19 protein-coding genes and 1 tRNA gene are annotated in these 25620 nt (G+C 43.5%); 11 read left to right on the top strand and 9 right to left on the bottom strand.

Going from position 1 to position 25620, the window contains the following annotated elements; genetic code table 11:
• The first annotated feature begins 353 nt into the window (after nucleotides 1-353).
• The 3 genes from BLV54_RS10160 to BLV54_RS10150 are packed head-to-tail and all read left to right on the top strand — an operon-like array spanning nucleotide 354 to nucleotide 2928.
• Nucleotides 354-1712: a replication initiation factor gene (locus tag BLV54_RS10160; protein WP_090571345.1), complete on the top strand. Its 1359-nt coding sequence runs from the start codon at nucleotides 354-356 to the stop codon at nucleotides 1710-1712.
• On the top strand, nucleotides 1709-2038 hold the full coding sequence (locus tag BLV54_RS16905) for a helix-turn-helix domain-containing protein (RefSeq protein WP_143032480.1): 330 nt from the start codon (nucleotides 1709-1711) through the stop codon (nucleotides 2036-2038). The genes BLV54_RS10160 and BLV54_RS16905 overlap by 4 nt, the downstream gene beginning before the upstream one ends.
• Nucleotides 1948-2928, top strand: a complete 981-nt coding sequence (locus BLV54_RS10150; protein WP_256329371.1) for a tyrosine-type recombinase/integrase — start codon at nucleotides 1948-1950, stop codon at nucleotides 2926-2928. The genes BLV54_RS16905 and BLV54_RS10150 overlap by 91 nt, the downstream gene beginning before the upstream one ends.
• 35 nt (nucleotides 2929-2963) lie before the next feature.
• On the opposite strand, the gene BLV54_RS10145 is transcribed toward BLV54_RS10150, so the two are convergent.
• Nucleotides 2964-3039: transfer RNA gene (locus tag BLV54_RS10145), tRNA-Thr, on the bottom strand.
• 210 nt (nucleotides 3040-3249) lie between these two features.
• Here BLV54_RS10145 and aroQ point away from each other — a divergent pair.
• The 6 genes from aroQ to metH all read left to right on the top strand — a co-directional run bounded on the left by aroQ (nucleotide 3250) and on the right by metH (nucleotide 11158).
• Nucleotides 3250-3705, top strand: a complete 456-nt coding sequence (gene aroQ, locus BLV54_RS10140) for a type II 3-dehydroquinate dehydratase (RefSeq protein ID WP_090571341.1) — start codon at nucleotides 3250-3252, stop codon at nucleotides 3703-3705.
• A gap of 284 nt (nucleotides 3706-3989) precedes the next feature.
• On the top strand, nucleotides 3990-4460 hold the full coding sequence (gene accB / locus BLV54_RS10135; RefSeq protein WP_090571339.1) for an acetyl-CoA carboxylase biotin carboxyl carrier protein: 471 nt from the start codon (nucleotides 3990-3992) through the stop codon (nucleotides 4458-4460).
• Nucleotides 4461-4511: 51 nt separating this feature from the next.
• Entirely contained in the window at nucleotides 4512-5879 is a 1368-nt protein-coding gene (gene accC / locus BLV54_RS10130) for an acetyl-CoA carboxylase biotin carboxylase subunit (RefSeq protein WP_090571337.1), read from the top strand.
• A gap of 72 nt (nucleotides 5880-5951) precedes the next feature.
• Complete coding sequence (locus tag BLV54_RS15600; protein WP_143032479.1) at nucleotides 5952-6149, top strand: hypothetical protein; 198 nt, start codon at nucleotides 5952-5954, stop codon at nucleotides 6147-6149.
• A gap of 1 nt (nucleotide 6150) precedes the next feature.
• Nucleotides 6151-7068 (top strand): 50S ribosomal protein L11 methyltransferase, encoded by a 918-nt coding sequence (prmA, locus tag BLV54_RS10125; RefSeq protein ID WP_090571335.1) that lies wholly within the window; start codon nucleotides 6151-6153, stop codon nucleotides 7066-7068.
• A gap of 379 nt (nucleotides 7069-7447) precedes the next feature.
• The gene (gene metH / locus BLV54_RS10120) at nucleotides 7448-11158 is read left to right on the top strand and encodes a methionine synthase (RefSeq protein WP_090571333.1); all 3711 of its coding nucleotides are present in this window, start codon (nucleotides 7448-7450) and stop codon (nucleotides 11156-11158) included.
• A gap of 84 nt (nucleotides 11159-11242) precedes the next feature.
• On the opposite strand, the gene BLV54_RS10115 is transcribed toward metH, so the two are convergent.
• From BLV54_RS10115 to BLV54_RS10105, 3 genes are all read right to left on the bottom strand, one after another.
• Complete coding sequence (locus BLV54_RS10115) at nucleotides 11243-12046, bottom strand: GGDEF domain-containing protein (RefSeq protein WP_090571349.1); 804 nt, start codon at nucleotides 12044-12046, stop codon at nucleotides 11243-11245.
• A gap of 340 nt (nucleotides 12047-12386) precedes the next feature.
• Entirely contained in the window at nucleotides 12387-13019 is a 633-nt protein-coding gene (locus tag BLV54_RS10110; RefSeq protein ID WP_090571331.1) for a response regulator, read from the bottom strand.
• A gap of 51 nt (nucleotides 13020-13070) precedes the next feature.
• Nucleotides 13071-14549 (bottom strand): hybrid sensor histidine kinase/response regulator, encoded by a 1479-nt coding sequence (locus BLV54_RS10105; protein WP_090571329.1) that lies wholly within the window; start codon nucleotides 14547-14549, stop codon nucleotides 13071-13073.
• Nucleotides 14550-14916: 367 nt separating this feature from the next.
• Between BLV54_RS10105 and BLV54_RS10100 the strand changes: the two genes are divergently transcribed.
• A complete protein-coding gene (locus BLV54_RS10100) occupies nucleotides 14917-16326 on the top strand; it encodes a DUF4139 domain-containing protein (RefSeq protein ID WP_090571347.1) in 1410 nt (469 codons plus the stop codon).
• A gap of 39 nt (nucleotides 16327-16365) precedes the next feature.
• Here BLV54_RS10100 and BLV54_RS10095 read toward each other — a convergent pair whose 3' ends face one another.
• The 5 genes from BLV54_RS10095 to BLV54_RS10075 form a co-directional block, all read right to left on the bottom strand.
• Nucleotides 16366-18219 carry an ABC-F family ATP-binding cassette domain-containing protein gene (locus BLV54_RS10095; protein WP_090571327.1) on the bottom strand — a complete coding sequence of 618 codons (1854 nt, stop codon included), beginning with the start codon at nucleotides 18217-18219 and terminating at the stop codon, nucleotides 16366-16368.
• Between the two features lie 506 nt (nucleotides 18220-18725).
• Nucleotides 18726-20645 (bottom strand): polysaccharide biosynthesis protein, encoded by a 1920-nt coding sequence (locus tag BLV54_RS10090; protein ID WP_090571324.1) that lies wholly within the window; start codon nucleotides 20643-20645, stop codon nucleotides 18726-18728.
• Nucleotides 20632-21636 (bottom strand): MraY family glycosyltransferase, encoded by a 1005-nt coding sequence (locus tag BLV54_RS10085; protein ID WP_090571323.1) that lies wholly within the window; start codon nucleotides 21634-21636, stop codon nucleotides 20632-20634. The genes BLV54_RS10090 and BLV54_RS10085 overlap by 14 nt, the downstream gene beginning before the upstream one ends.
• 302 nt (nucleotides 21637-21938) lie before the next feature.
• Nucleotides 21939-23156, bottom strand: a complete 1218-nt coding sequence (locus BLV54_RS10080) for a pyridoxal-phosphate-dependent aminotransferase family protein (RefSeq protein WP_090571321.1) — start codon at nucleotides 23154-23156, stop codon at nucleotides 21939-21941.
• A gap of 220 nt (nucleotides 23157-23376) precedes the next feature.
• Entirely contained in the window at nucleotides 23377-24111 is a 735-nt protein-coding gene (locus BLV54_RS10075) for a Crp/Fnr family transcriptional regulator (protein ID WP_090571319.1), read from the bottom strand.
• Between the two features lie 718 nt (nucleotides 24112-24829).
• On the opposite strand from BLV54_RS10075, the gene BLV54_RS10070 reads away from it, so the two are divergent.
• Entirely contained in the window at nucleotides 24830-25528 is a 699-nt protein-coding gene (locus BLV54_RS10070; RefSeq protein WP_176969737.1) for an adenylate/guanylate cyclase domain-containing protein, read from the top strand.
• Nucleotides 25529-25620 lie beyond the last annotated feature (92 nt).

Here is a 25620-nt window from a genome sequence, read left to right as displayed (position 1 = left end):
CTCCTGACGATCAAGTGGCGTAAGTCTTATATGTTTGTGCATGTTCATTTACAGTATTCTCCACAATACTGTAAACAACGCTAGAAATTCTTACAACTAAACATTTAAAGGCCTCTGGGCTTAAGCCTAATACTATTCATAAGCATATTGCTGACCTTGCAACCAATCATAAATCTGGATGCAGAACAAAGAATTCACCTAAATTATCGTCCTAATTAGTGTTAATCCATTGAATGATAATAGCAAATAATTAGGATGGATTCTTTATCATCCTAATTAACACAATCTAATTTTTTTATTTTTGGCTGTGCAAGATTATTGGCGCTCCTTTCATTTTTTTATAGGAGCACAATATGCTAGAGAAATACAAAGAATCAATTAAATCCACCGAGCCAATGCAACGCACAACGAGCGAACGCGAGGCGGTGCGTTGCATTGGCGAAGTGGACGATACTTCGATAGAAGTATCCCCATCGTCAAATATATCCTCAGAGGGTACGATTCGTAGTAACACAGTACCCTATAACTGCAATAGGAAGTACTTCAAGCTGTTAAGGTTTGGTGTGGATAGTCTCTATCTATCCTATCAGGGTGAATTATTTCCTGAAGTCAAAGAGCGTTTGGCCGAGCTTAAGCAACTGGCGCAACATCCAGAAATAGATCAGCAAGCACAAGCACAATATGCCATTGCTGGTCATATCTTTGAGGTCAAGGATAAAGGGTCGTCAATATTTCCTTATGTCATGGAAGATGGCGCATTTCGTATCAGTCTATCCAGAACCAGCAAGAAAACCCCCATGGCCTACGTGAAGCTGTCCTCTCGCTATTTATGCAGTATGGCGCCTGATGAGGCAGAAAAACACCTGCGTCATATCTTGAATGAATTAGGTAGCTTGAACGGTCATGCCCATGTTAGCCGCATTGATCTATGTGCTGATTTTGTTTCCTCTGAAAACATGGAATCCTGGCATCGTGAAGCATGGGTCACACGCGGCAAAAAGATTGATACGCATGCAATCAATGAAGCATTTACAGGTTGGTCAATTGGCATGGGCGGCAAGATTTCCTGTCGTTTATATAACAAATTATTGGAAATTCATACCAGTGGCAGAACTGATCTTATCCCAGTGTGGAAAGAAGCTGGTTGGCAGGAAGGTGATCCAGTCTGGCGTATTGAATTTCAGTTGATGCGTGATGTACTGAATGAGCATGGCTTGATCAGCCTGGATAGTGTATTAGCTAATTTAAATGGCTTGTGGAGCTACGCTTCGACTGAATGGCTGCGTTTGACGATCCCTAATTCTGACGATCAGACGCGTTCACGCTGGCCGATTCATCCCCTATGGGGCTATATCTCTTCCATTGATTGGGAAAGCAATGGAGGGCCGTTATCCAGATCATTCAAAGCAACACGATTGCCTGACGATAACCGGATATTTTCCTTAGGAGCCAGCTCGATTGCTTCCTATATGGCCAAGCATGGCATGACTGACTTTGATGAAGGTCTGGATCGTTATGTGTTAGACCTGTTCAAGTATTTCCATGAGCGTGGCTTCTTCATGGGCTTAACCGGAGAAGGCTATATTCTGGAAAAAGTGCGTTTACGCGCCAAGGAATTCAACACCCTATTGAATGGTTCTGAGGAAGAGCAAGAGCAGTTGAAGATTAACAAAGCTGCTGCTGATTATCAGAAGGCTTCGGATGGCGTATGAAAACACTCAACCTGGAAGAAGCCGCCCTATTCCTGAAGCTGCATCCTGAAGAAGTAAGACGTCGTGCCAAGTCTGGCATCATCCCAGGCGCAAAATTAGGCAAACGATGGGCTTTTATTGAAGATGATCTTGCTGCCTTTATGCGCTCGTTATATCCTACTCCCCGGCAAGCGTTGCAAGTGGGACATACGGAGAAAACATTATGTCACTCTTTAAACGTGGAAAAACGTGGTGGATCAGCTTCACCACACCCAGCGGCGAACGTGTTAGACGCTCTGCTGCAACAGAAGACCGCATCCAGGCGCAGGAACTCCACGACAAGCTGAAAGCGGAATCATGGCGGGTTGCCAAACTGGGAGAAAAACCGAAACGTACCTGGGATGAAGCGGCCTATAAATGGCTGATGGAAACGCAGCATAAAAAGACACATCATGATGATGTGGCCAAAATTAGCTGGCTCCAACAGTTCTTTAGAGGCCGGTATCTGGATGAACTTACGCGGGATGCCATCGCCAGGATAGGAGAATTAAAGCTGCAGGAAACGAGTTTTGCTACCGCTAATCGTTTGCTGGCACTCATTCGCTCTATCCTGCGACGAGCTGCCCTTGATTGGGAATGGATCGACAAGCCGCCAGTAATCAAGCTGTACCGTGAAGCAAAACGGCGCGTGCGTTACCTGAGCCCAGAGCAAGCAAATTTGCTGTTGCAGGAATTGCCGGAACATTTGGCGGATATCGTCAAGTTCTCGCTTGCAACAGGGTTGAGGCGGTCAAATGTGACAAAACTGGAATGGTCGCAAGTGGATTTGCAACGCAATGTGGCATGGATACACGGCGATCAGGCCAAAGCAGGAAAACCGATTCACGTCACGCTCAATGCGACAGCCATAGCGGTATTAACCAAACAGATCGGCAAGCACCCCAAGGCAGTATTCAGCTACAAGGGAAAGCCGATCACCCAGGTTAATACCAAAGCCTGGTATAAAGCATTGAAACGTGCAGGCATCGAGGATTTTCGCTGGCATGATTTGCGGCATACCTGGGCAAGTTGGTTAGCCCAGAATGGCGTGCCGCTCAATGTCATCCAGGAAATGGGTGCATGGGAATCTGCGGAGATGGTGAGGCGTTATGCTCACCTTGCGCCTGAGCAATTTTCTCAGCATGCACGTGTCGTGGATGAAGTACTGAATAGCACAAATTTGACACAATCGAAGTAAAAAGTAATCAGTAGATGTGCTAAGTTGTTGATTTTTGGTGCTGTTGAGAGGAGTCGAACCTCCGACCTACTGATTACGAATCAGTTGCTCTACCAACTGAGCTACAACAGCGTTTTGAATTGCTGACAAACGCCGGATTATAGAGGTTTAAGAAGCTGCGAGCAATTATAAGTTTTTTAGTAACTAAATATATTAACAATAAAATCCAGGAATTATCAGATTAAATAATTGAACAAAATAATTTCTCAATAATTTCGTTTAAATTCCCTGATTGTCCTCAAAAATCTGTACATTTTCAGCAAAAAAAGCCATAATTTTATAATGACATTTAGAAATATATCGGCTAAAAATATTCTGGTTATCCATGGACCAAACTTGAACCTTCTGGGTAGACGGGAGCCGGAAATCTATGGCAAAACGACTTTAGACGATATTAACAGAAAATTATCTGCAATATCGCTGGCAGCTGAAGTAAGACTAGAAGCTTTTCAAAGCAATAGTGAAGGTGAATTAATAAATCGGGTACAACAAGCAATGCATGATGAAACCGATTTCATCATAATCAACCCAGCAGGTTTGACTCATACCAGCATTGCTTTACGTGATGCTTTGGCCGCAACAGGATTGCCTTTTATTGAAATACATCTTTCTAATATCTATGCGCGCGAGGCATTTCGTCAGAAATCATATTTCTCTGATCTTGCAATCGGTGTAATCAGTGGCTTAGGGGCAAAAGGCTATGAACTGGCATTACAGTTTGCTTTATGTGAACAATAGTTTCCAGCTAAATCTTTTAATGACTAGCATATGCTTTGATCAAGCATCAATCCAAAGTCTACACAAGGCTAACGATAAAGAATAATAAATAATACAATGAATTAATAATATGTAGTAATATGCCGCCGCCACTTATTCAAATACGCATTGATGGATCACTTTGTTAGCAAAGAACATAAATTCTATTTTGTTTTTAAACTAAATCTTGCAAACCTTAACGATAGATCATGTTTCAGGTTTAATTCGAGATTACTCGTGAACGGGATGTTTCCGGGAGGCTGTATATGGATCTAAGAAAGCTAAAGAAACTAATTGAATTAGTTGAAGAATATAATATCACTGAGTTAGAAATTACTGAAGGTGAAGAGAAAGTTCGCATCAACAAATCTGGCTACTCATCGCAGAATTATGCAGTCATGCCTCAATTTTACCAAGCTGGTGCTGCCCCAACAGTAAGTGTGCCGACCAATGCAACCGGGGCTGTTTCAACGGAAACAGAAACCAAACCAAGTTTACCGGAAGGGCATATTGTAAAATCACCGATGGTAGGTACTTTTTATCGTGCTTCCGCACCTGGGGCAAAACCTTTTGTAGAAACCGGGCAGACTGTTAAAGTGGGTGATACCTTATGCATTATTGAAGCAATGAAACTTCTTAATGAAATAGAAGCCGATCAAGCTGGTGTCATCAAAGCCATTTTGCTTGAAAATGGACAGCCAGTTGAATATGGTGAGCCTTTATTTGTAATCGGGTAATTTTTCAATCATCCACTCTTTTGACTTAGCCTTCCAGATTTCACCTCAAATATGTTTGAGAAAATACTTATTGCCAATCGTGGCGAAATTGCCTTGCGTATCCAACGGGCATGCCGTGCCATGGGAATTAAAACCGTTGCAGTTCATTCTGAGGCCGATGCTGAAGCCAAGTATGTCAAACTTGCTGATGAATCCGTATGTATCGGCCCTGCCCCATCCAGCCAGAGCTATCTCAATATACCGGCTATTATCAGTGCGGCAGAAGTAACGGATGCCGAAGCCATTCATCCAGGTTATGGTTTCCTCTCAGAAAATGCCGATTTTGCTGAAAGAGTAGAAAAAAGTGGCTTTGTCTTCATAGGACCACGCCCGGAAACTATACGATTAATGGGTGATAAAGTCAGTGCAAAAAATGCCATGAGGCAAGCAGGTGTTCCCTGTGTTCCTGGCTCAGATGGTGCATTACCGGAATCGATAGAGGAAATCAAGAAAATCGCTAAAGCGATAGGCTATCCCATTATTATCAAAGCTGCTGGTGGTGGTGGAGGGCGAGGTATGCGCGTAGTACACACGGAAGCTGCCCTCTCCAATGCAATCATCACAACGCGGAATGAAGCTCAAACAGCCTTCGGTAATCCAACCGTATATGCAGAAAAATATCTAGAAAACCCTCGGCATATTGAATTTCAGGTATTGGTCGACGACTACGGCAATGCTGTTCATCTAGGTGAACGGGATTGCTCCATGCAACGTCGCCATCAAAAAATTCTTGAAGAAGCTCCAGCAACAAATATTCCTGCACGACTGCGGGATAAGATTGGCGAGCGCTGCACGGAAGCCTGTCGTCGTATCAATTATCGTGGTGTTGGAACTTTTGAGTTTCTTTATGAAAACAATGAATTCTATTTCATTGAAATGAATACACGCTTACAGGTAGAACATCCAGTGACAGAAGCGGTTACCGGCATTGATCTCGTTCAAGCCCAGATTCGTGTTGCTGCAGGAGAAAAACTCGCATTACGGCAAAAAGATATCGTGATCAAAGGACATGCCATTGAATGCCGCATTAATGCCGAAGATCCCTATAAGCTAACACCATCGGCAGGTCGTATTACTCAGTATCATGCCCCCGGCGGTCCGGGTATTCGGGTTGATTCTCATGTTTACCATAACTATATGGTGCCTCCTTATTATGATTCCATGATTGGCAAAATCATCGCTTATGGAGATGATCGGGATCAAACCATCGCCAGAATGCGTATTGCACTTTCAGAAATGGTGGTTGACGGTATCAGAACGAATATTCCCCTACACCTTGATCTGTTATCCGATACCAATTTCCTTAATGGTGGTGTTTCGATTCATTATCTGGAACACAAGCTTGCTTTGCATAATAAAGCAACTAAGGAAAATGGTTAAACGATCTTATTGAAGTCACCCACAGTTAAACCTAAAAACTGCAGTTGACTGCTTGATTAGAGAGTTAGGCCCATGACATATAGAGGCATTCTCGAAATTTTCTCATTCACTAGAATGGTGAGGCCGCTACGAGGTGCATCATATGTCGCTCCATGCGCGAATGCGGCGTTGCTCTTCGTTGCAGGGAACGACCCTGCGGCCTCATCGCGCCTTGCCTCGCATCTGGATCACCACACGCTCCACTCCGTCCAACTACGGTTTTTAGGTTAAAATGTCTTGGGTATCACTTACCATTGAAGTCAACGCGGTGCATGTTGAAATTTTAAGTGACACACTATTCGAGCTAGGTGCATTATCCGTTGATATCCATGATGCTGCCGCCGGTACCGAACAAGAGCAACCTTTGTTTGATGAGCCAGGCGAACTCACGGGCGAAATCTGGGCAAAGACTGAAGTCACCGCATTATTCGAGCAAAATGCAGATATTCCAATCATTATGCAAATGGTCACAGAAGCACTGCAGCTTGCAACTCAGCCTGAGTACCGTTTATCTCGCCTGGAAGAGCAAGACTGGGTCAAATTGACGCAAGCACAGTTTGACCCAATCAAAATATCATCACGATTATGGATTGTTCCAACCTGGCATCATCCCCCTGATCCAACAGCAATCAATCTGATTCTTGATCCAGGACGAGCTTTTGGTACTGGCAGCCATCCCACTACTCAACTTTGCCTCTCCTGGTTAGACAGGAATGTGCTATCTGGTGAAACTGTACTCGATTACGGATGTGGCTCGGGTATACTGGCAATTGCTGCACTAAAGCTGGGCGCAAGTAACGTATTAGGTATTGATATTGATGCCAATGCTATTGAAGCAAGTCGCGACAATGCAGTACTCAATCGTTGCGATCCGGAAAGAATACTATTTTCCACAACATTAGATTTATCCCGAACCAATACAAAAGAGCATAGACTAATTGATAAGGTAGTCGCAAATATCCTGGCTAACCCATTAATTATGTTAGCTCCCATATTGATGAATGCCTTACGCAAAGGTGGCTATATAGCACTCTCTGGTATTCTCAAGGAGCAGGCTGGCGAAGTCATCGATACTTACCGGCAATGGTTTGAAATGGATATTGCCGATAAAAAAGAAGACTGGGTGCTGTTGACCGGGATAAAAAAATAACTGCTTTTCTTTAGGGATCTTGAAACTTTTGCAACAAATAGTGAAATCAATATCAAGCTTTATGTTGATAACAGTGTGCTAAGCGCAATGGATTACTAACTGCCACCGCTCTATCCATTATTCTCTTCACAATAATTCTATTTCCAAATCAAGCATGACGCGAAGGCGAACCGCAGACAGTATAAATAATACGGCAAGGAGAGCCGATACAGTCAGGTTTGATTTAGAAATGGAATAAGGTGAAGAAAACTACCTATTACCCTCTCGCAAAGCGAGCTGCAGAGAAGTTAAAGGGCTAATAGTCACTTCCCCAAGCCATGTTGCAGGAACCATAGGGTATAATCAGCCATTTTGTATTTAACAGAAACATCATTCCATCATGACTCATCTTCGCACCGCTTTATTGGAAAACCTACTTGCTCGTCGCATCCTGCTTTTAGACGGTGCGATGGGAACAATGATCCAAAGCTACAAATTGAGCGAAACTGATTATCGAGGGGGCCGTTTTGCAGACTTTCCTCATGATCTTAAAGGCAACAATGATTTGTTAACGCTGACGCAACCCCAAATCATTCGTTCGATTCATAGGGGTTACCTGGAAGCTGGTGCCGATATCATTGAAACCAATACATTCAACTCCAATGCCCCTTCGATGGCTGATTACCATATGCAAGAGTTGGTATATGAATTGAATTTTGCAGCAGCAAAATTAGCGCGTGAAGAAGCGCTTGCGATGGAAGCTAAAACACCGAACAAACCTCGCTTTGTTGCAGGGGTCATCGGACCGACGACCAAAACGGCTTCTATTTCACCGGATGTGAATGATCCCGGTTTCCGTTCAATCACTTTCCAACAGCTTGTGACGGATTACTCGCAATCCATACAGGGGTTAGTTGAAGGAGGTGCCGACATTCTGCTGGTGGAAACCATTTTCGACACACTGAATGCTAAAGCAGCATTATTTGCGATTGAGCAATACTTTGACAAAAATAATATTCGCCTGCCTGTAATGATTTCGGTAACGATTACCGATGCTTCCGGGCGTAATCTTTCTGGACAAACACCAGAAGCATTCTGGAATTCGGTCAGACATGCTCAACCCTTGTCAGTGGGCATTAACTGTGCATTGGGTGCCGAATTGATGCGTCCTTATGTTGAAGAACTCTCCAATGTGGCTGGGGTATATACCAGCGCTCACCCCAACGCCGGTTTACCGAATCCATTGTCTGAAACGGGTTATGATGAATCACCCGAATATACTGCAAGTCTGATCAAGGAATTTGCCCAATCGGGTTTCGTTAATATTGTGGGTGGCTGCTGTGGCACGACACCTGACCACATTAAAGCCATCGCTGAGGCAGTAGAGGATATTGCACCACGAAAAATTCCGGATATACCCAAGAAACTCTGCTTGTCTGGCCTGGAACCACTTAATGTGAGTGATGACTCACTATTCGTAAATGTGGGCGAGCGTACCAACGTGACCGGATCAAAGGCCTTTGCCCGTCTGATACTCAACGACAATTATGCGGAAGCATTAAGTATTGCGCGCAACCAAGTCGAAAATGGCGCGCAAGTCATTGATATCAATATGGATGAAGCCATGTTGGATTCACAAAAAGCCATGGTTACCTTCCTCAACTTGATTGCAGCGGAGCCGGATATCTGTCGCGTACCCATCATGATCGATTCCAGTAAATGGTCAGTGATTGAAGCTGGTCTACAATGTATTCAAGGTAAAGCCATTATCAATTCCATCAGCTTAAAAGAAGGTGAGGAAGAATTCATTTACTACGCCAAGCTTGCGCGCCGCTATGGTGCAGCAGTCATCGTGATGGCCTTTGATGAAAAGGGGCAAGCTGACACATTAGCGCGCAAAGTTGAGATCTGTACGCGTTGTTACCGTGTATTAGTCGACAAAGTTAGCTTCCCACCAGAGGATATTATTTTCGATCCAAATATTTTTGCGGTGGCAACCGGCATTGAAGAACATAATAACTATGCGCTGGATTTCATTGAAGCCATCCGCGCCATCAAACAAACCTTGCCTTATGCCAAGATCAGTGGCGGCGTTTCCAATGTTTCCTTTTCCTTTCGTGGCAACGAGCCGATCAGAGAAGCCATTCATACCGCGTTTCTTTACCATGCCATCCAGGCTGGCATGACTATGGGTATCGTCAATGCAGGTCAATTAGGCGTATATTCTGATATTCCCAAAGATTTACTTGAGCGGGTTGAAGACGTTCTGCTTAACCGCCGCCCAGATGCAACCGAGCGTCTGGTTGAATTTGCCGAAAATTTCAAAGGACAGAAAAAAGAACAAGTTGAAGATCTCGCCTGGCGTAACGAACCTATCCGCCAACGATTAACGCATGCTCTCGTCAGAGGGATCGGTACCTATGTTGAGGAAGATACTGAAATCATCCGGCAGGAGATAGAAAGTAAAGGGGGACGACCGATAGAAGTAATCGAAGGCCCCCTGATGGATGGTATGAATGTGGTAGGCGACCTGTTTGGCGCCGGGAAAATGTTTCTGCCGCAGGTAGTCAAATCTGCACGCGTCATGAAACAGGCAGTTGCATACCTTCTTCCCTACATCGAAGCTGAGAAAAAAATTTCCGGTGACGCTAAACCCAAGGGAAAAATCGTTGTTGCCACGGTAAAAGGCGATGTCCATGACATCGGCAAAAATATCGTTACAGTCGTCCTCCAGTGCAATAACTATGAAGTCATCAACATGGGCGTAATGGTGCCCAGTTCACAAATCCTGGAAACAGCGCGCAACGAAAAAGCTGATATTATCGGCTTATCTGGCTTGATCACACCTTCTCTCGAAGAAATGGCGCATGTAGCCAAAGAAATGGAGCGGGAAGGTTTTACTATTCCTCTTCTCATTGGGGGTGCCACGACTTCGCGCGTGCATACTTCCGTTAAAATTGCACCACACTATAGTGGAGTTACGGTGTGGGTGCCTGATGCAAGCCGGGCTGTTGGCGTATGCAGCCAATTAATGTCCCGAGATCAGCATATCGCGTATAAGCAGGAAATCAAGGCAGAACAAGAAAAAATCCGCGCGCAGCAAAAAAGCAAAAAAGGGCCTTCGCAATTATTATCCCTTGCTGAAGCACGTGCAAATGCATTGAAAATAGATTGGCAGCATTACACGCCCTCTGAGCCAGGCTTCGTGGGTATTCGCACCTTAAAGAACTATCCTCTAGAAGCATTGGTTCCTTACATTGATTGGACACCCTTTTTTCAGGCATGGGAACTATCAGGACGCTATCCAGCCATTCTGGAAGATGAAGTGGTTGGCGAAGCTGCCAGCAATCTATTTCACGATGCGCAGAACATGCTGAAGAAAATCATTGAACAAAAATGGCTCACAGCCAATGCTGTCATCGGACTCTTCCCCGCCAATTCAGTCAATCATGACGATGTCGAGATTTATTCGGATAAATCCCGTACCAAGGTGCTGATGACCTATCACACCTTACGGCAGCAAACGGTCAAACCCGCAGGGCGTCCTAACCTCTGTTTAGCAGATTTTATTGCGCCTAAAGAAAGTGGCGTCATCGATACGATTGGATTATTCGCAGTCAGTTCTGGCTTTGGCATCGATGAGCGAATAAAAGCTTTCGAAGCTGCCAATGATGATTATAGTGCCATTATACTGAAAGCATTGGCTGATCGCCTGGCTGAAGCATTTGCCGAACACATGCATGCACGCGTGCGGCGAGAATTCTGGGGTTATGGCAAGGATGAAACACTCACCAACGAACAACTCATTAATGAAGAATACCAGGGAATTCGTCCCGCCCCGGGCTACCCAGCCTGTCCCGATCATACCGAAAAAGGGCCTTTGTTTGCCTTACTCGAAGCTGAGAAACGAGTAGGTATCATCATCACCGAATCTTATGCCATGGTCCCAACCGCGGCCGTATCCGGTTTTTATTTCTCACATCCGGAATCTACTTATTTCGCCGTAGGTAAAATTGGCAAAGATCAAGTAGAAGATTACGCCAGCAGAAAAGGCTGGACGATTGATGAAGCGGAAAGATGGCTTGCCCCCATATTGGCATATGAGCGCTGAGCGCTCAATTCATACCAATCGAGAATGTGCCGCATTAAACGATATAGTGACTATCAGAGCAAGTCCGCGCCAGGATGATAGAAATCATGGAGCAACTTCTATCTGGGATGATCCGATGTTTTTTGCGCGTGATAACGCTTCATCAGCCCGCTTAATCACCGCATGCTGATGCTCATCGGCTTGACGTAATGCCACCCCGCCACTAAAAGAGATCGATACCGGTTGATTATCTGCATTTAGTATAGGTCTGTTAGCTAAAGTACGCTGCAATCGCTGTATCACGCGCACCGCCTCATCGATCTCAGTATCGGGCAACAAGATAACAAACTCTTCACCACCATAACGGGCAACCACATCGGTTGGACGCAACGCATTCATCATCATTCTCGCGAAAGAGATCAGAACATTGTCACCGAATGGATAACCATAAGTCTCATTAATTTCCTTAAAGTTATCGAGATCGATCAGTATCACGCATAAGGGATTTTTGCTCCGATCAGCACGAGCAGTCTCACGTATAAAATGTTCATCCAATCCACGCCGGTTAAACAAGCCAGTCATCTGGTCGGTATGTACCAACTCTCTGATGAGTGCCAGTTCATGTTTCAGAGATTCAATTTTCTGCTCAGCATCAGAGACTTCTTGCCGCGTATTGGACATCTCATCGCTTTGATGCAAATCCCTGGTTTCAGACAATACAGCATCCAGAATTCTAATTATTTCATTAACATCATGAGTTTTCCTGATCTCCCGAGCATACTGCTCAGCGTGCTGATAATATTCATCAATGGTTAGCAACGATTTGCTACTTTCTTCACTTACTTCGTTTTCCTCTCCAACTTCGGTTGACTTAACCAGTCTTAATCCCTTTTCACTCAAAGTTTGCATGATAATGTGACCTCCCATTGATAACACCACGAATAGGATGATTATTCCTGACAAGCCCAAGCACACTGATTAATTAGAAAGGAAAAGCCGTCACAGGATAATCTACCATGGTCTGTAGACTAGCAAATTCAGTATCATTCATTAAATGAAATTGAAACGGAAATCTTGCTTTGTTTTAAATTTACTCCGACCTCAGTCAAAAGTAAAAACAGTTACAGATCCTTGACAGGACAAATTAAGTGAAACACTGGGGTGAGGTAGGCACCCAAAGGAATGAATGCCGTAACCTTTACAGAGTAGCTTGCGGTGCTAGCAAACTACCGGATTACAGACTCCCAGACTAGTCGACCAGATTGTGCTTGATCGCGTAACGTACCAATTCAGAATTATTCGTCAGTTTAAGCTTTTCCATGAGGCGAGCACGATAAACACTGACCGTTTTTGGGCTCAAGCACATAGTGGTAGAAATTTCCGAGAGTGACTTACCTGCTGCAATTAAGCACAATGTCTGATATTCCCGATCAGATAAGCTCGTATGTAATGGTTGTTCAGTATCTAATGTAATTGCGTTAGCCAGCTCCTGCGCAAGGGATGGAGTTATATACTTGCGCCCCGCTGCAACCTGACGAATCGCTGTCACCAGTTGCATTGGCGCACTTTGTTTACTCAAATAACCGGCCGCACCGGCCTTAATTGCGCGTATCGCAAATTCACTTTCGTTATGCATGCTAAGCATTAATATCGTGAAGTTAGGTTGATCTTTTTTAATCTGTTTGAGCACCTCAATACCATTTCTGTCAGGTAATGAGATATCCAGCAGCATCACATCAAAAACTTGCTGGCGTGCGATTGTGATTGCCCCAAACCCGGTTTCTGCTTCACCGGCTACACTAATATCATCCGTCTCACTTAGGATCTGCTTCAAACCCTGACGTACGATGGCGTGATCATCAGCAATCATCACACGTATCATTCCACCCTCCTTTGCCTATTATTATTCAATACTTGATACGGCTTATAAAGTTTACTGCTCTTTACTATTAACTGGAATCTGGATTATCACACAAGTTTCCTTTTCGGGTATCCCGTTAACATAAAGATCTCCGCCCAATTGTTGACAACGTTCCCGGATCCCACGTATTCCAAAAGATCCTGGTTTGTTTATATCTGACTCCCTAATTCCACGTCCATTATCAGTGGCCTCCAGGAATATCCACCCCTCTCTCTCAAACAGCTTGACTCTGACGTTCAATGCACCAGCATGTTTAGAAATATTGGTCAATATTTCCTGAAAAATACGGAAAATAGCAATGGCTAAATCTGCATCCAGGGGAATATCTTCACTATCACAATAAAACTGACAAGAAATTTCTGTGCGTTTGCTAAATTCCCTTGCTTGCCACTGAATTGCAGCTACGATCCCAAAATCCAGGATACCTGGTCGTAGATCCATTGCTATTCGACGCGTGCTATCAATAACATAGTCGACCAATTCTTCAATCGAGGCCGCTTTCTGCTGATAAAAATCAGGTTTCCTCGGTTTTGCGTCCATACAGAGTAATAGCTCACATTTGATCGCTGTCAAGGTTCCGCCAATATCATCGTGAATTTCTCGTGCAATCCTTGCACGCTCATGCTCCTTGACTTTCTGTAAATAAGAAGTAAGCTCAGCCAACCGCGCATGCGAGCGTGCAATCTCAATTTCTGCCAGCTTATTGCGTGAAATGTTCATAACTATTCCATCCCATAGAACACCATCATTGTGTGACCGACGTGGTGTTGCACGCAAGCTGACCCACTTAATATCTGGATCACCTTTAACTTGAATGCGTCCCTCCCAATTCCAGGTAGAAAAATGCTTGGCCGATGCCTGCATGAGTTCATTATAAGAAACCTTATCTTCAGGTAAAATCAGGTCGGTAAATAAATCCGGCTGCTCTATTAACGCTGTTGGTGAAATTCCTAACAGCATCACAGATCCTTCGCTCACATAAGAAAAGCTTTTAGAGCCATCCTGATTCAATAAAAACTGAAATACCAGCCCGGGCAAATTGGAAGCAATTGCACGAAAGTGCGCTTCGCTTTTCTGCAACGCAAGCTGCGTTTCACGAATGTGCTGAAGCGTCTCCATTTGCTTCAGACTGCGTTGTATCGCTGGCACCAGTCTTGCCATGCAACAGTTCATTAAAATGAAATCCTGAGCACCTGCTTCCACAAAATAGGCTGTTGAATCATCACTTCCATGGCTGGATACGACGATCACTGAAATAGCTAAATGATGCGTAGCAAGATGAGATAATACCCGCTCAGCACCCAATTCAGACATTGTATCATCACACAAAACGACATCCCATGAACATCCGGCTAGCACCCTCGGAAAGGCATCAATGGTATTGACACATTCTGAATTGAAGCATAAACCACCTACCCTGAGCATCCTACAGATATGCTCAGCATCTTCAGCTAAATATCCTACCAGCAGTATATTGAGCGTTCTGGTCATCCTTATACTTATCCAGAAAATAAATTCAACATATTATAAAGCTATCATACAAAGAAGGCGGTATGGAAATCACTTAAAAAAGTAGTTAACTGAGAACAAGCTATTGACTAAACCCCTCCCTCAAATCGAACTAATAAACAAGCCGTTATAGTGCGGAATGAATGGCAGGAACACCTGAAACCGAATACAAAGACTCGACAGACATCAGTGAGCATGTTGAAATAACTAAAGTAATGATAAGAAAGTAAATACTATTTTTCTAATCCAAAAGTAAACTATGATGATGGAATGGCTGAGCAAGATACATTTAGCAGCAGACAAAAGACATTGGTATGAAGAAGCCTGCTGCGTAATACTTGCAATAGCAATGACGAGCATTCCTATTCCTATAAGTTATGCAGCCGCAACGACAAACGAAAGAGTTACCTCCTCCCAGGACCAGAAGAACGTCGTCGTTACCATTTATAATGAGAATTTAGCATTAATAAAAGACTCGCGTAGCGTTATACTGGATCAAGCTCTCAACAAGTTGGCCTGGCGTGAAGTCTCTGCGCAGATACGCCCTGAAACCGGGCTATTACGCAACCTTACTTATTCTTCAGGATTTCACTTACTGGAGCAGTATTTTGATTTCGATGTACTCACTCCTGGAAAACTACTGGAAAAGTACTCAGGTAAAGAAGTGATCGTTATACGTACTAACCCTGCAACCGGTTCTGAGACGAGTGAAATGGCCACAGTACTTTCGACTAACGAAGGAACTATCCTAAAATTTAATGACCGTGTTGAAAGTAGCGTACCTGGACGAATCGTTTTCCCTGGTATACCTGAGAATCTGCGTGACAGACCTACATTACTCATTTCACTGATCAGCCCATCCCAAGGCAAGCATGATCTTGAGCTTTCCTATCTTACGTCCGGCTTATCCTGGTATACCGACTATATAGCTGCTCTAAATGCAGATGAGAATCAGCTTGATCTCAATGGCTTGGTAACATTAACCAATCAAAGTGGTATAACCTATCATAATGCCAGAGTGCAACTAGTGGCAGGCGATGTCCATCGAATCCTCCCTGAACAGCATATATCCAGGAAAATGATGACACTCGCGCGAGAAGTGGCTGATAGTGTGCAAATGAAGAAAGAAGCCCTCTTTGAATATCATCTCTATACACTGCCGCACCCTATAACACTTGCTGAAAACCAGACCAAGCAGGTTGCCCTTATGTCCGCGACTTATATTCCTGTCAGCAAGGAATTTGTCCTGCAAGGTGCGGATTATTATTACTCGGGGAAATACGATACAATCAGCCAGAAACTAAAAACTAACGTATTCATCAGTTTTGTTAATAAAGGCGAAAGTCTGGGAATACCACTACCGAAAGGAATTATTCGAGTCTACAAAAAAGATATCCAGGGAAACAATCAATTTATCGGTGAAGATCAGATCGATCATACACCTCAAAATGAGTTGATTCGTCTCAACCTGGGTAATGCCTTTGATATTACCGCTGATAAGCTACAAACCGACTTTCAACAAATCTCTGGCGAGCCACATCATAGCAGCATCGTTGAAACGGCTTATCAAATCACACTAAGAAACGCCAAGAAAGAAGCAGTGACGGTACAAGTACGGGAACCTATTCCGGGAGACTGGACCATGTTATCTGAATCATCGCCTTACACTAAACTATCCGCTGGCATGGTTGAATGGAAAATACCTGTTCCAGCCGAGAGCGAAGCCACGCTAGCCTATCGGGTGCGTGTCAAATACTAGAAAATAGTTACTTTTATTTAATAACCTCGTAAATCAGATTTATCTGCATTCTTCCATTGCTGCTTCCAGCTCCAACCAGCTTTCTTCCAGCTCAGCAATCTTTCTTTCTAGTTCAGTACGGATATGATTGAGTTGGTTGATTTCCTCATGGGCACGGTTCGTATAAGTAGCTGGATCAGCTAACTGGTGATGGATTGCAGCTAACTCTGTTTGTGCAATGGACAATGTCCCCTCAAGCTTGGTTTGTTTGGAAAGAAGTGCTTTTTTATTTAGTTTAGAAGCTTTTGGTTGAGTAACTTTCTCTGGCTTGAGTTTAATAGCTTCGTGTGCACGCTGATTCTCAATCCAGTTTTTATAATCTTCCAAATCACCATCAAATAGCTGAACCTGACCATCTGCAACCAACCAAAATTCATCCGCCACTGCACGAATCAAACTACGATCATGTGATACCAAGATTACACTGCCGGTATATTCTTCCAACGCCAACATGAGTGCATCACGCATGTCCAAATCAAGGTGGTTGGTGGGTTCATCTAGCAACAGTAAGTGCGGTCGTTGCCAAGCTAGTAAAGCCAGTGCCAGGCGACTTTTCTCGCCACCGGAAAAAGTCATCACCGGACGACCCTCGCTGTCAGCCGCTAACCCAAATCGACCGAGGAAAGCGCGTAATGTCAACGTTGTTTCCTTGGGAGCGAGTTGCTGAAGGTGCTGTAACGGTGTCATCGATCCTTCCAGTTTCTCGAGCTGATGCTGAGCAAAATAACCAATGCGGATATCTGATGCGATTTCTACTCGTCCTACACCAGGCTTAAGTTCAGCTATCAACAATTTGATTAGCGTTGATTTGCCAGCGCCATTCGGTCCCATGAGCGCAATACGCATCCCTGCTCGCAAGAATAAATTGACATGCTGGAATAGCATCTGACCACCATAACCAAAACCCATGTCTTCCACTTTCAGCAACACATCAGGACCTCGCTCAGGCGCATTGAGCTGTAACTGATAATGACCATCATCTACATGAAGAGGCACGATCCGTGCCAACCGCTCAAGCGCCTTAATCCGGCTTTGTGCCTGTTTAGCCTTGGTGGCCTTGGCCCGAAAACGCCGCACAAAATCTTCCATATGGGCAATATACCTCTGCTGCTGTTGGAAAGCCTGGGTCTGTTGGGCGATACGTTCAGCACGAGTGCGTTCAAAATCATCGTAATTACCACCATAACTATCAATGATCCGGTTATGAATATGTGCAATGCGATTCACACATGTATTTAAAAATTCACGGTCGTGCGAAACTACAATTAAGCTACCGGGGTAACGAGTCAGATACTGTTCTAGCCAAAGAATGGCCTCCAGATCAAGATGATTGGTTGGCTCATCCAAGAGTAGTAAATCAGCTCGATGCATCAATGCGCGAGCCAAATTCAAGCGCATTCGCCACCCACCTGAAAATTGATTAACGGCTCGTTCCAAAGCATCATTTGCAAAACCTAGTCCATTCAGCAATTGGGCAGCGCGCGCACGCGCTCCGTAGCCATCGATCGCCTCATAGCGTTGCTGTGCCTCAAACCAACCGGAATCATGCACTTCACGCACCAGAGTTTGCTCTAATTGTCTCAGCTCAACATCGCCATCAAGCACAAACTCCAATGCAGATTGATGAGAACTGATAATTTCTTGCTCAACAAAAGCAATCGTTTTTCCAGCTTGAAGAATGATTTCACCCTTGTCAGGATGTATTTCCCCACGAATCAAACGAAACAGTGTAGATTTTCCGCAGCCATTTCTGCCAACAAGACCTACGCGCTGATTGGCAAATACCTGTAAATTAACTTCCTGTAGAAGCGGCAGCCCATTTTGTAAATAAGTAAGATTCTGAATATTAAGCATAAATGATGATTAAGAATGCTTTATTCACTTACTGCCACATATAAATTGCAATATGAAAACATTTAATTTCAATATATTAAATAGAGAATCATTCATTTAAATCAGAAATTCTCTTGACATTATAAAATAATCCACATTTTCTTTTAAAAGTGATTTATTTCAATTTAAATTTATACCCAATATTTAACAAAATTATAACTTATTGATTAAAAAACTTATTTTTATATATAAAATTTAATCAAATTAAAAAATATTATTACAAATAATTATCTTAATAATAATATTTACAATTTATTCACAAAGTTATCCACAGGAATTATAAATAATATAAAGATAGTGAATACCTCTATATACTGCTTAGAATATTTTAAGGATACAAGTTCAGTTCAGTCTATAAATTAGAATAAAATCAAGCACTAAAATACTTTCAAGGAAATATATGCTTGGATATCCTGGGCTTCAGACGGAACCGAAATATAAATTTGGTTAACCCCCTGCTCTGCTTATCAGGGTGTATTTAAAGTTGCTACCTGCTCTAATAAGCTCTGATCACTTATTCTTTTATTCGAATACTCAGGTACCCATTTCACTAAGGCCTCTTTGATTTCTTCGTCCTTTAGCGCCGGTTGCTTAGCAAACCAGGCTATGAGCGATGCAAGCCATTGCTCATCAACTTGGTACGACAGCGTAATGCGAAGTTTCTCATGTTGGGTCGGCAAAGTACTTTCATTTTCTGTCGCCAGTTCTTCATGCAGCTTTTCACCTGGACGCAACCCAGTATAGATAATCTTGATATCTTCTTCAGTCAGACCAGACAAGCGGATCATATCTTTGGCCAAATCTACGATTCTGACAGGATCGCCCATATCCATAACAAAAATTTCTCCGCCACCTTTCACACCACCCATCAAGCCCGCTTGTAAAACCAGTTGTGCTGCTTCCTGGATAGACATGAAATAGCGGGAAATCTCGGGGTGTGTCACCGTAATGGGACCACCTTTTGCGATTTGCTCCCTAAATTTAGGAATTACACTACCTGTACTTCCTAAAACATTACCGAACCGCACAATGACAAAACAAGTTTTAGATGATGCAACATGCGTCTCAGCATGCCACACTGATTGCTGTAGCGCCTGACAAACCATTTCAGCCAATCGCTTGCTGGCACCCATTACATTGGTAGGATTCACAGCCTTGTCGGTTGAAATTAGCACAAATTTTTCTACAGCATGTTCGATGGCTACTTCTGCCAGCGCATAGGTTCCCATGACATTATTCAGCATGGCCTGCCAGGCATTTTCATTTTCCATTAAAGGCACATGTTTATAGGCCGCAGCATGGAATACCACTGTGGGTTGATATTTCTCAAATACTTGCGATAATCTTGCGCGATCCTTCACATCTCCGATCACAAAAGCGATAGAAATAGCCGGAAACTTGATGAGGAATTCTTCTTGAATGGTGTAGAGCGCAAATTCGTTCAATTCAAACAAGACAAGCTGCCTAGGGTTAAACGCCATAATTTGCCGGCACAGTTCAGAACCTATCGAACCACCTGCACCTGTAATGAGTATCGTCTTTCCGGTCAGCAGATCATGCAAGCCTTCAGTATCGAGTACCACAGGAGCACGGCCAAGTAAATCGTCCAGCTCAACATCGCGGATTTGCGACACGGTCATTTTGCCGCTGACAAGGTCAGCATAGGATGGGATCGTCAGTGCCTTGACACCCAGATCTGCGCACATTTCAAGCGCCTGGCGCCGCTCACTCTGAGAAGCTGATGGCATGGCAATAATGACATAACCCACACTTAATTTTGCCACCCATGCAGGTAATTCACTGATCATCCCTAACACCCGAATACCGTGTAGACGGGCCCCTAATTTTTTGGGACTACCCCCCAACAAACCTGCTACCTGCCAATCAGGACTACGATCCAGTTCTTTTACCAGATTAATAGCTGTACTTCCTGTCCCCAGTACAATGACTGATTTACGTTCCGAATTCTTTAAGCTGTAAAATCGTCGCTCTTTCCAAGATCGATACAGAATGCGACTTCCTCCCATGATTAGAAGCAAGAGTAATGGTGTAAGAAATATCACTGCACGCGGCACCTGGACAGGCAGTTTCAGCATGAATATTACAAATGGGACAAGCACTGCCCCGAGGGTAACGGTTACCAAGATCCGTTTTAAATCTGGCAAACTGGCATAGCGCCATAATCCACGATAAAGGCCAAATGAATAGAAAATAGCCGCTTGAATTGGTGTAATCCAGACTAAATTTTCCTTGAGTGAGGCTTGGAAATCAGCAGGGATTTCAAAATTGAAGCGAAATAAATAAGCAAACCACCATGCTACGATCACTGCAATAAAATCATGAATGAAAGCAATGAGTGAGCGTTTATGAATTTTACCTGCGATCATCCTGTGTTTTAGTAAAACAGCGCTGATACCAATCGAAAGCCAGCATTATAATCAAATAAATACCACCCCACATCACCGTCAACCAGCTCTGGGTGATAAAATCATAGTTGCTTGCCCACACTGCACTCCCTCCTACGATCAACATCAACATATATCCCAATAATGCTGTATTGCGGTGCCCAAACCCACTTTGCACAATTCTCTGGTAATAATGTTCACGATGTGCTTGCCAAATCCTTTCACCACGGAAAAGTCGCTTTACCAGCGTTATAGTCGCATCGACTATAAAAGGTGAAAATATCAGTAAAGGCAGCCACAAAGACCACAATCCCTTAACCCAACCTAACGTCCCTAGCGCCGCCGCTAAAAACCCCAACGGTACTGCTCCCACATCTCCCATGAATATTTGGGCTGGATGAAAATTGAAGCGTAAGAAAGCTCCAGCAGAAGCCATAATGCAAAAATTAATCATGGCAAATTCCATATTGCCTGCAAGTAATGCTGTTACACCATAATATCCAAAACCAATGAGCGTCATGCCACCTGCCAGCCCATCAGAACCATCCATAAAATTGTATAGATTGGACATCCAGATAATTGTCAGTGCAATTCCTATCACCATAACCCCATTGTAACCATCCACTAAAAACATGGCAGAAAAGCTGATGGCAACGATAATATGGACCAACAAACGTACCGGCACAGATAAACCCTTCACATCATCAGCAAAAGAAATGAGCGCAAGCAAGCAAAATCCTACCCATATTGAAATAGGCAATGAAGCAGAAAACAGCAACCATACAATTAGTATCGAGAAAATCAGACCGATACCACCTGTCCGAGGAACTGGAGTGCTATGTAATGAACGTTTATTTGGAAAATCCAGTATCCTGAGTACATTACCTTTCACCAACCAGAAAATGAGTAAATGTGCCAGTAGGAAAGATAACAAAGGAGCTGCAACAAATTGAAAAGAAAATCCCGAATTCATGAAGCAGAATTATGCTGGAAAAAACGGGCGATAGGCGAGCAAGGCGTAGAATGAAGGTTCAACAAGCTCTCCTGACTGGTCAAATTTAGAAAAGAGGATAGTAATTCCATTTCTAAATCAAACGTGACTATGTCGACTTCTCCTTGTCGTGTTATTTATACTGTCTGCGACTCGCTTTCGCGTCATGTTTGATTTGGAAATGGAATAATGCCTGACTCTCACTTTACCGCCACATTGCAACCACTTCTATCCAGCAAAAAGAAAGTGGTTGCATAGCTTATGATTGTCGTTTCAATCAAAACTTATATTGTCATTGTATTTGCTGCATAGGTTTGATGAGCTGCCACTTCAGCTGCACCTCGCTCTACCTTCATACCCATATCAGACAATACCGTTTCCAGGGCATTAAGGCAGAAAATGACATTTTCTACTCGACTGGAATTACCCATTAAGCCAAAGCGCCAAACTTTTCCAGCAAAATCTCCTAAGCCGGCACCGATTTCCAGATTAAAATCAGCTAACAATCTGCGGCGTACTTCCTTATCATCCACACCCACCGGCACATGCACGGCATTCAATTGTGGCAGACGATAGGGTTCAGCGACCACATAATCGATACCCATCGTTTGCAAACCAGCTTTTAGCGCCTTATGATTACGCTGGTGCCGCGCCCAGGAATGTTCCACTCCTTCTTCGTACAGCATCAATAAAGCCTCGTGCAATCCATACAACGAATTAGTAGGTGCCGTATGGTGATAGGTTCGTGAAGATCCCCAGTAACCCAATAGCAAATTGATATCCATGAACCAGCTTTGTACCTTATGCTTACGGTTTTTTACCAGGTTCACTACCCGCTCTGAGAAACTCACTGGCGAAAGACCAGGCGGGCATGACAAGCATTTCTGGCTACCGGAATAGACCGCGTCAATTCCCCATCCGTCGATATAAATGGGTGTTCCACCCAGTGAGGTTACTGTATCCATGATCGTTAAGCAGTTATAGCGTTTAGCTAGATCACTAAGGGTTTTACCATCTGACTGTGCGCCGGTAGAGGTCTCAGCATGAACAAACGCCAGAATTTTGGTATCAGGATTCTTTTTTAAGGCATCTTCCACTTTCTGGGGATCAACGGGCTCCCCCCACTTGTCATCTACCACGACAGCTACACCACCATGGCGTTCCACATTTTCAATCATACGTCCACCGAACACACCATTACGGCAAACAATCACCTTATCTCCTGGCTCGATCATGTTGACAAAGCACATTTCCATACCTACTGAGCCAGGACCCGATACAGGGAAAGTTAACAGATTGGTTGTCTGAAATGCATAACGCATCAAACTTTTCAGTTCCTCCATCATGTCCACAAATATTGGATCCAGATGACCCAAGGTGGGACGCGCCATTGCGGACAAAACACGCGGATGAGTATCAGATGGCCCAGGGCCCATCAAAACACGTTGAGGTGGATAAAAGATCGAGATTTTCTTCTCTGGACGAAAGTCTTGGATGGCCATTGATATTCCTAAAATATAAAAATAAATAGTATTCTTGAAGTTGTAAAGATGGGGATTCTATCAAGTGATCAGGCATTTGACTATACTCAATTCCAGAAAACAACTTTAGAATCAAATAAGTTTTATTACCAGAAAGGTTTTATTAGCTTTTGATTATTAGAGCAAAAGATACTACTTGAGCGCTTGTTAAAAAGTAAAAAGAAGAAAAAAACAATTTAGTTTAATCCAAAGAACCCCGCACTTCTTTGACTAGTTTAGCTAACTTTGCTACATCCAGTATGTGCAGATCACGGCCTCGCTGCTCTATCAAATTAATTTTAGCCAAGCTGGCCAACTCCCGGCTTACTGCTTCACGATGAGTACTCACAAAACAGGCTAATTCAGCATGAGTGGGTGCAGGTGAAATAATGGCAGTATTCAGTGATACCATGCGTTCCCTTGCCAGGCGCCATAATTCAGCGTGGATGCGGTTTCGCACAGCCAGTGTGCTGAAATCAAAAACTCGTTCAGTTAAGCGACGCACCTGTCCAGTCAATCGTCTCAAAATAGCATTGCAGAAGGCAGGATAAGCATAAATTAATTCCCAAAAAGTCTTGTCGGGTATGGATGCTAACAAGCTATCCGTTTTAGCAATGGCTGTCGCAGAACGTGGTAAACCATCAATAGCCGTCAACTCACCAAACATCTCCCCTGCGGGCAAATCACACAGAATAACCTCATCGCCCGATAATGCATAATATTGAATTCGGATAATACCTTTCAGAATAAAAAAAACATTGTTAGTTTGATCGTGATAACGCACAATCTCTTCGTCTGCAGCATAATGTTGCTGATGAAAAGATTGTATAACTATTTCAAGATCAACTGATGAAAGGTCATGAAATTCCTTGATATTCAAAAAGAAAGTGTGAAATTGTTCTTCAAGTGAATTTGAGTTATCAAAACATCCATTCATCGTGCGGCTTCATGCTTTTGTCGTCGATTAAATATAAAGGCTCTAAACTATCAGATCATGCCTGCTAGTCTTTATTATCCCAAACTAAGCAATAACTGGAATAATAAGTACCCGATGGTGAAGTATAGTTACATACTCAAAAAAAAGCAGATCCCTTCTAGTCCTGTAGAGAGCTTCCCCACTATCATTTCAATTCCTTCGACTTTAGGATAAGGAGGCATTAGGCCCCTTTCTGCAATGCTCACTTTCCCCCCCATTTGGATCCTTAGAAACTGGCCTACCCGTTAAGTTACTGAGTTTATCCCGGGTTTTCTTAATGCTATATTATGACAATCCTAAGCAGGCCGTTGAAAAACGTATTCGACGCAGCCAGTTCAAAGCAAAATCAGGAAAAAACACAAATATTTGTGTTTTTTCCTGATTTTGCTTTGAACTGGCTTATGCTAAAAAAATGAGCATTATGAAAATTGCTTTCAATATTGCAGCGGCGACACAAATCTTTTTTCAACAGCCTTGAACGTTTGAGGCGTAGGTATCGTCGCCAGATTCTTATAGTACTTAACCAATCAATCAAGCCAAAGCATCGCTAATTATCCATTACTTTATCCGATTCTCAAACATGTATCTGAACCGAGAATAATCTAGCATGAACTGCAGAAAATGTAGTTTTGTAAACTTGAATAGCGCCCGATTCTGTAGTAATTGCGGGTCACTGCTCGTGCAGATCAGCGAATCTTCAGAGAAGAGTGAGGCCGAACGTCGGCAGCTGACCGTGCTTTTTTCGGACATGATCGACTATACTTCTCTGTCAGAACAGCTTGATCCGGAAGACCTTCGTGAAATTATCCGGAATTATCAAGATGCTTGCACAAGCGCCATTTTTCTTTATGAAGGATATCTGGCGAATTTTCTTGGTGATGGCGTCCTGGCGTATTTCGGTTATCCCTCGGCGCATGAGGATGACGCCCGGCGTGCCGTGAAGGCTGGACTGAATATTGTCCAGTCCATAAAATCAATTAGCAAACAAACCAAAGAAAAATTTGGTGTAGTGCTGGAAGTAAGAATCGGAATTCATACGGGACTTGTCGTCGTCGGGGATATAGATAAATCCGATACACTGGAATCCAAGTTAATTATCGGACAAACACCGAATCTCGCTGCCAGAATACAGTCGACGGCAGAACCGAATACAGTGCATGTCAGCGGCAATACCTACAAACTCATTCGTGGTTATTTTGAAAGCGCTGAACTGGGCGTACACCATCTTAAAGGTATTTCACAAGCAGTACCGATCTACCGGATCAATCGTGCTTCTACTGTTAGAAGCAGACTGGAAATCAATCAAGACCAATTGAGCCCTTTTGTCGGCAGAAAAACTGAGTTAGGCATGCTTCAGAGAAAGTGGCACGATGCATGATATGTGTTGTCAAATATGGAGTCCATATGATTAAGCTGCGAGTTGATTTGCATAGTATCGCTGTGTAAATTCTGCTGGCGATAGGTAACCTG

Origin of the sequence: Nitrosomonas sp. Nm33 (assembly GCF_900107265.1) — a bacterium.
Taxonomy (GTDB): domain Bacteria; phylum Pseudomonadota; class Gammaproteobacteria; order Burkholderiales; family Nitrosomonadaceae; genus Nitrosomonas.
This window is presented reverse-complemented; position numbering and strand designations above follow the sequence as displayed.

Coding starts and splice junctions, on each gene's coding strand:
- BLV54_RS10160 (WP_090571345.1), top strand. CDS start 354: ATGCTAGAGAAATACAAAGAATCAATTAAATCCACCGAGCCAATGCAA.
- BLV54_RS16905 (WP_143032480.1), top strand. CDS start 1,709: ATGAAAACACTCAACCTGGAAGAAGCCGCCCTATTCCTGAAGCTGCAT.
- aroQ (WP_090571341.1), top strand. CDS start 3,250: ATGACATTTAGAAATATATCGGCTAAAAATATTCTGGTTATCCATGGA.
- accB (WP_090571339.1), top strand. CDS start 3,990: ATGGATCTAAGAAAGCTAAAGAAACTAATTGAATTAGTTGAAGAATAT.
- accC (WP_090571337.1), top strand. CDS start 4,512: ATGTTTGAGAAAATACTTATTGCCAATCGTGGCGAAATTGCCTTGCGT.
- BLV54_RS15600 (WP_143032479.1), top strand. CDS start 5,952: ATGACATATAGAGGCATTCTCGAAATTTTCTCATTCACTAGAATGGTG.
- prmA (WP_090571335.1), top strand. CDS start 6,151: ATGTCTTGGGTATCACTTACCATTGAAGTCAACGCGGTGCATGTTGAA.
- metH (WP_090571333.1), top strand. CDS start 7,448: ATGACTCATCTTCGCACCGCTTTATTGGAAAACCTACTTGCTCGTCGC.
- BLV54_RS10115 (WP_090571349.1), bottom strand. CDS start 12,046: ATGCAAACTTTGAGTGAAAAGGGATTAAGACTGGTTAAGTCAACCGAA.
- BLV54_RS10110 (WP_090571331.1), bottom strand. CDS start 13,019: ATGATACGTGTGATGATTGCTGATGATCACGCCATCGTACGTCAGGGT.
- BLV54_RS10105 (WP_090571329.1), bottom strand. CDS start 14,549: ATGACCAGAACGCTCAATATACTGCTGGTAGGATATTTAGCTGAAGAT.
- BLV54_RS10100 (WP_090571347.1), top strand. CDS start 14,917: ATGACGAGCATTCCTATTCCTATAAGTTATGCAGCCGCAACGACAAAC.
- BLV54_RS10095 (WP_090571327.1), bottom strand. CDS start 18,219: ATGCTTAATATTCAGAATCTTACTTATTTACAAAATGGGCTGCCGCTT.
- BLV54_RS10090 (WP_090571324.1), bottom strand. CDS start 20,645: ATGATCGCAGGTAAAATTCATAAACGCTCACTCATTGCTTTCATTCAT.
- BLV54_RS10085 (WP_090571323.1), bottom strand. CDS start 21,636: ATGAATTCGGGATTTTCTTTTCAATTTGTTGCAGCTCCTTTGTTATCT.
- BLV54_RS10080 (WP_090571321.1), bottom strand. CDS start 23,156: ATGGCCATCCAAGACTTTCGTCCAGAGAAGAAAATCTCGATCTTTTAT.
- BLV54_RS10075 (WP_090571319.1), bottom strand. CDS start 24,111: ATGAATGGATGTTTTGATAACTCAAATTCACTTGAAGAACAATTTCAC.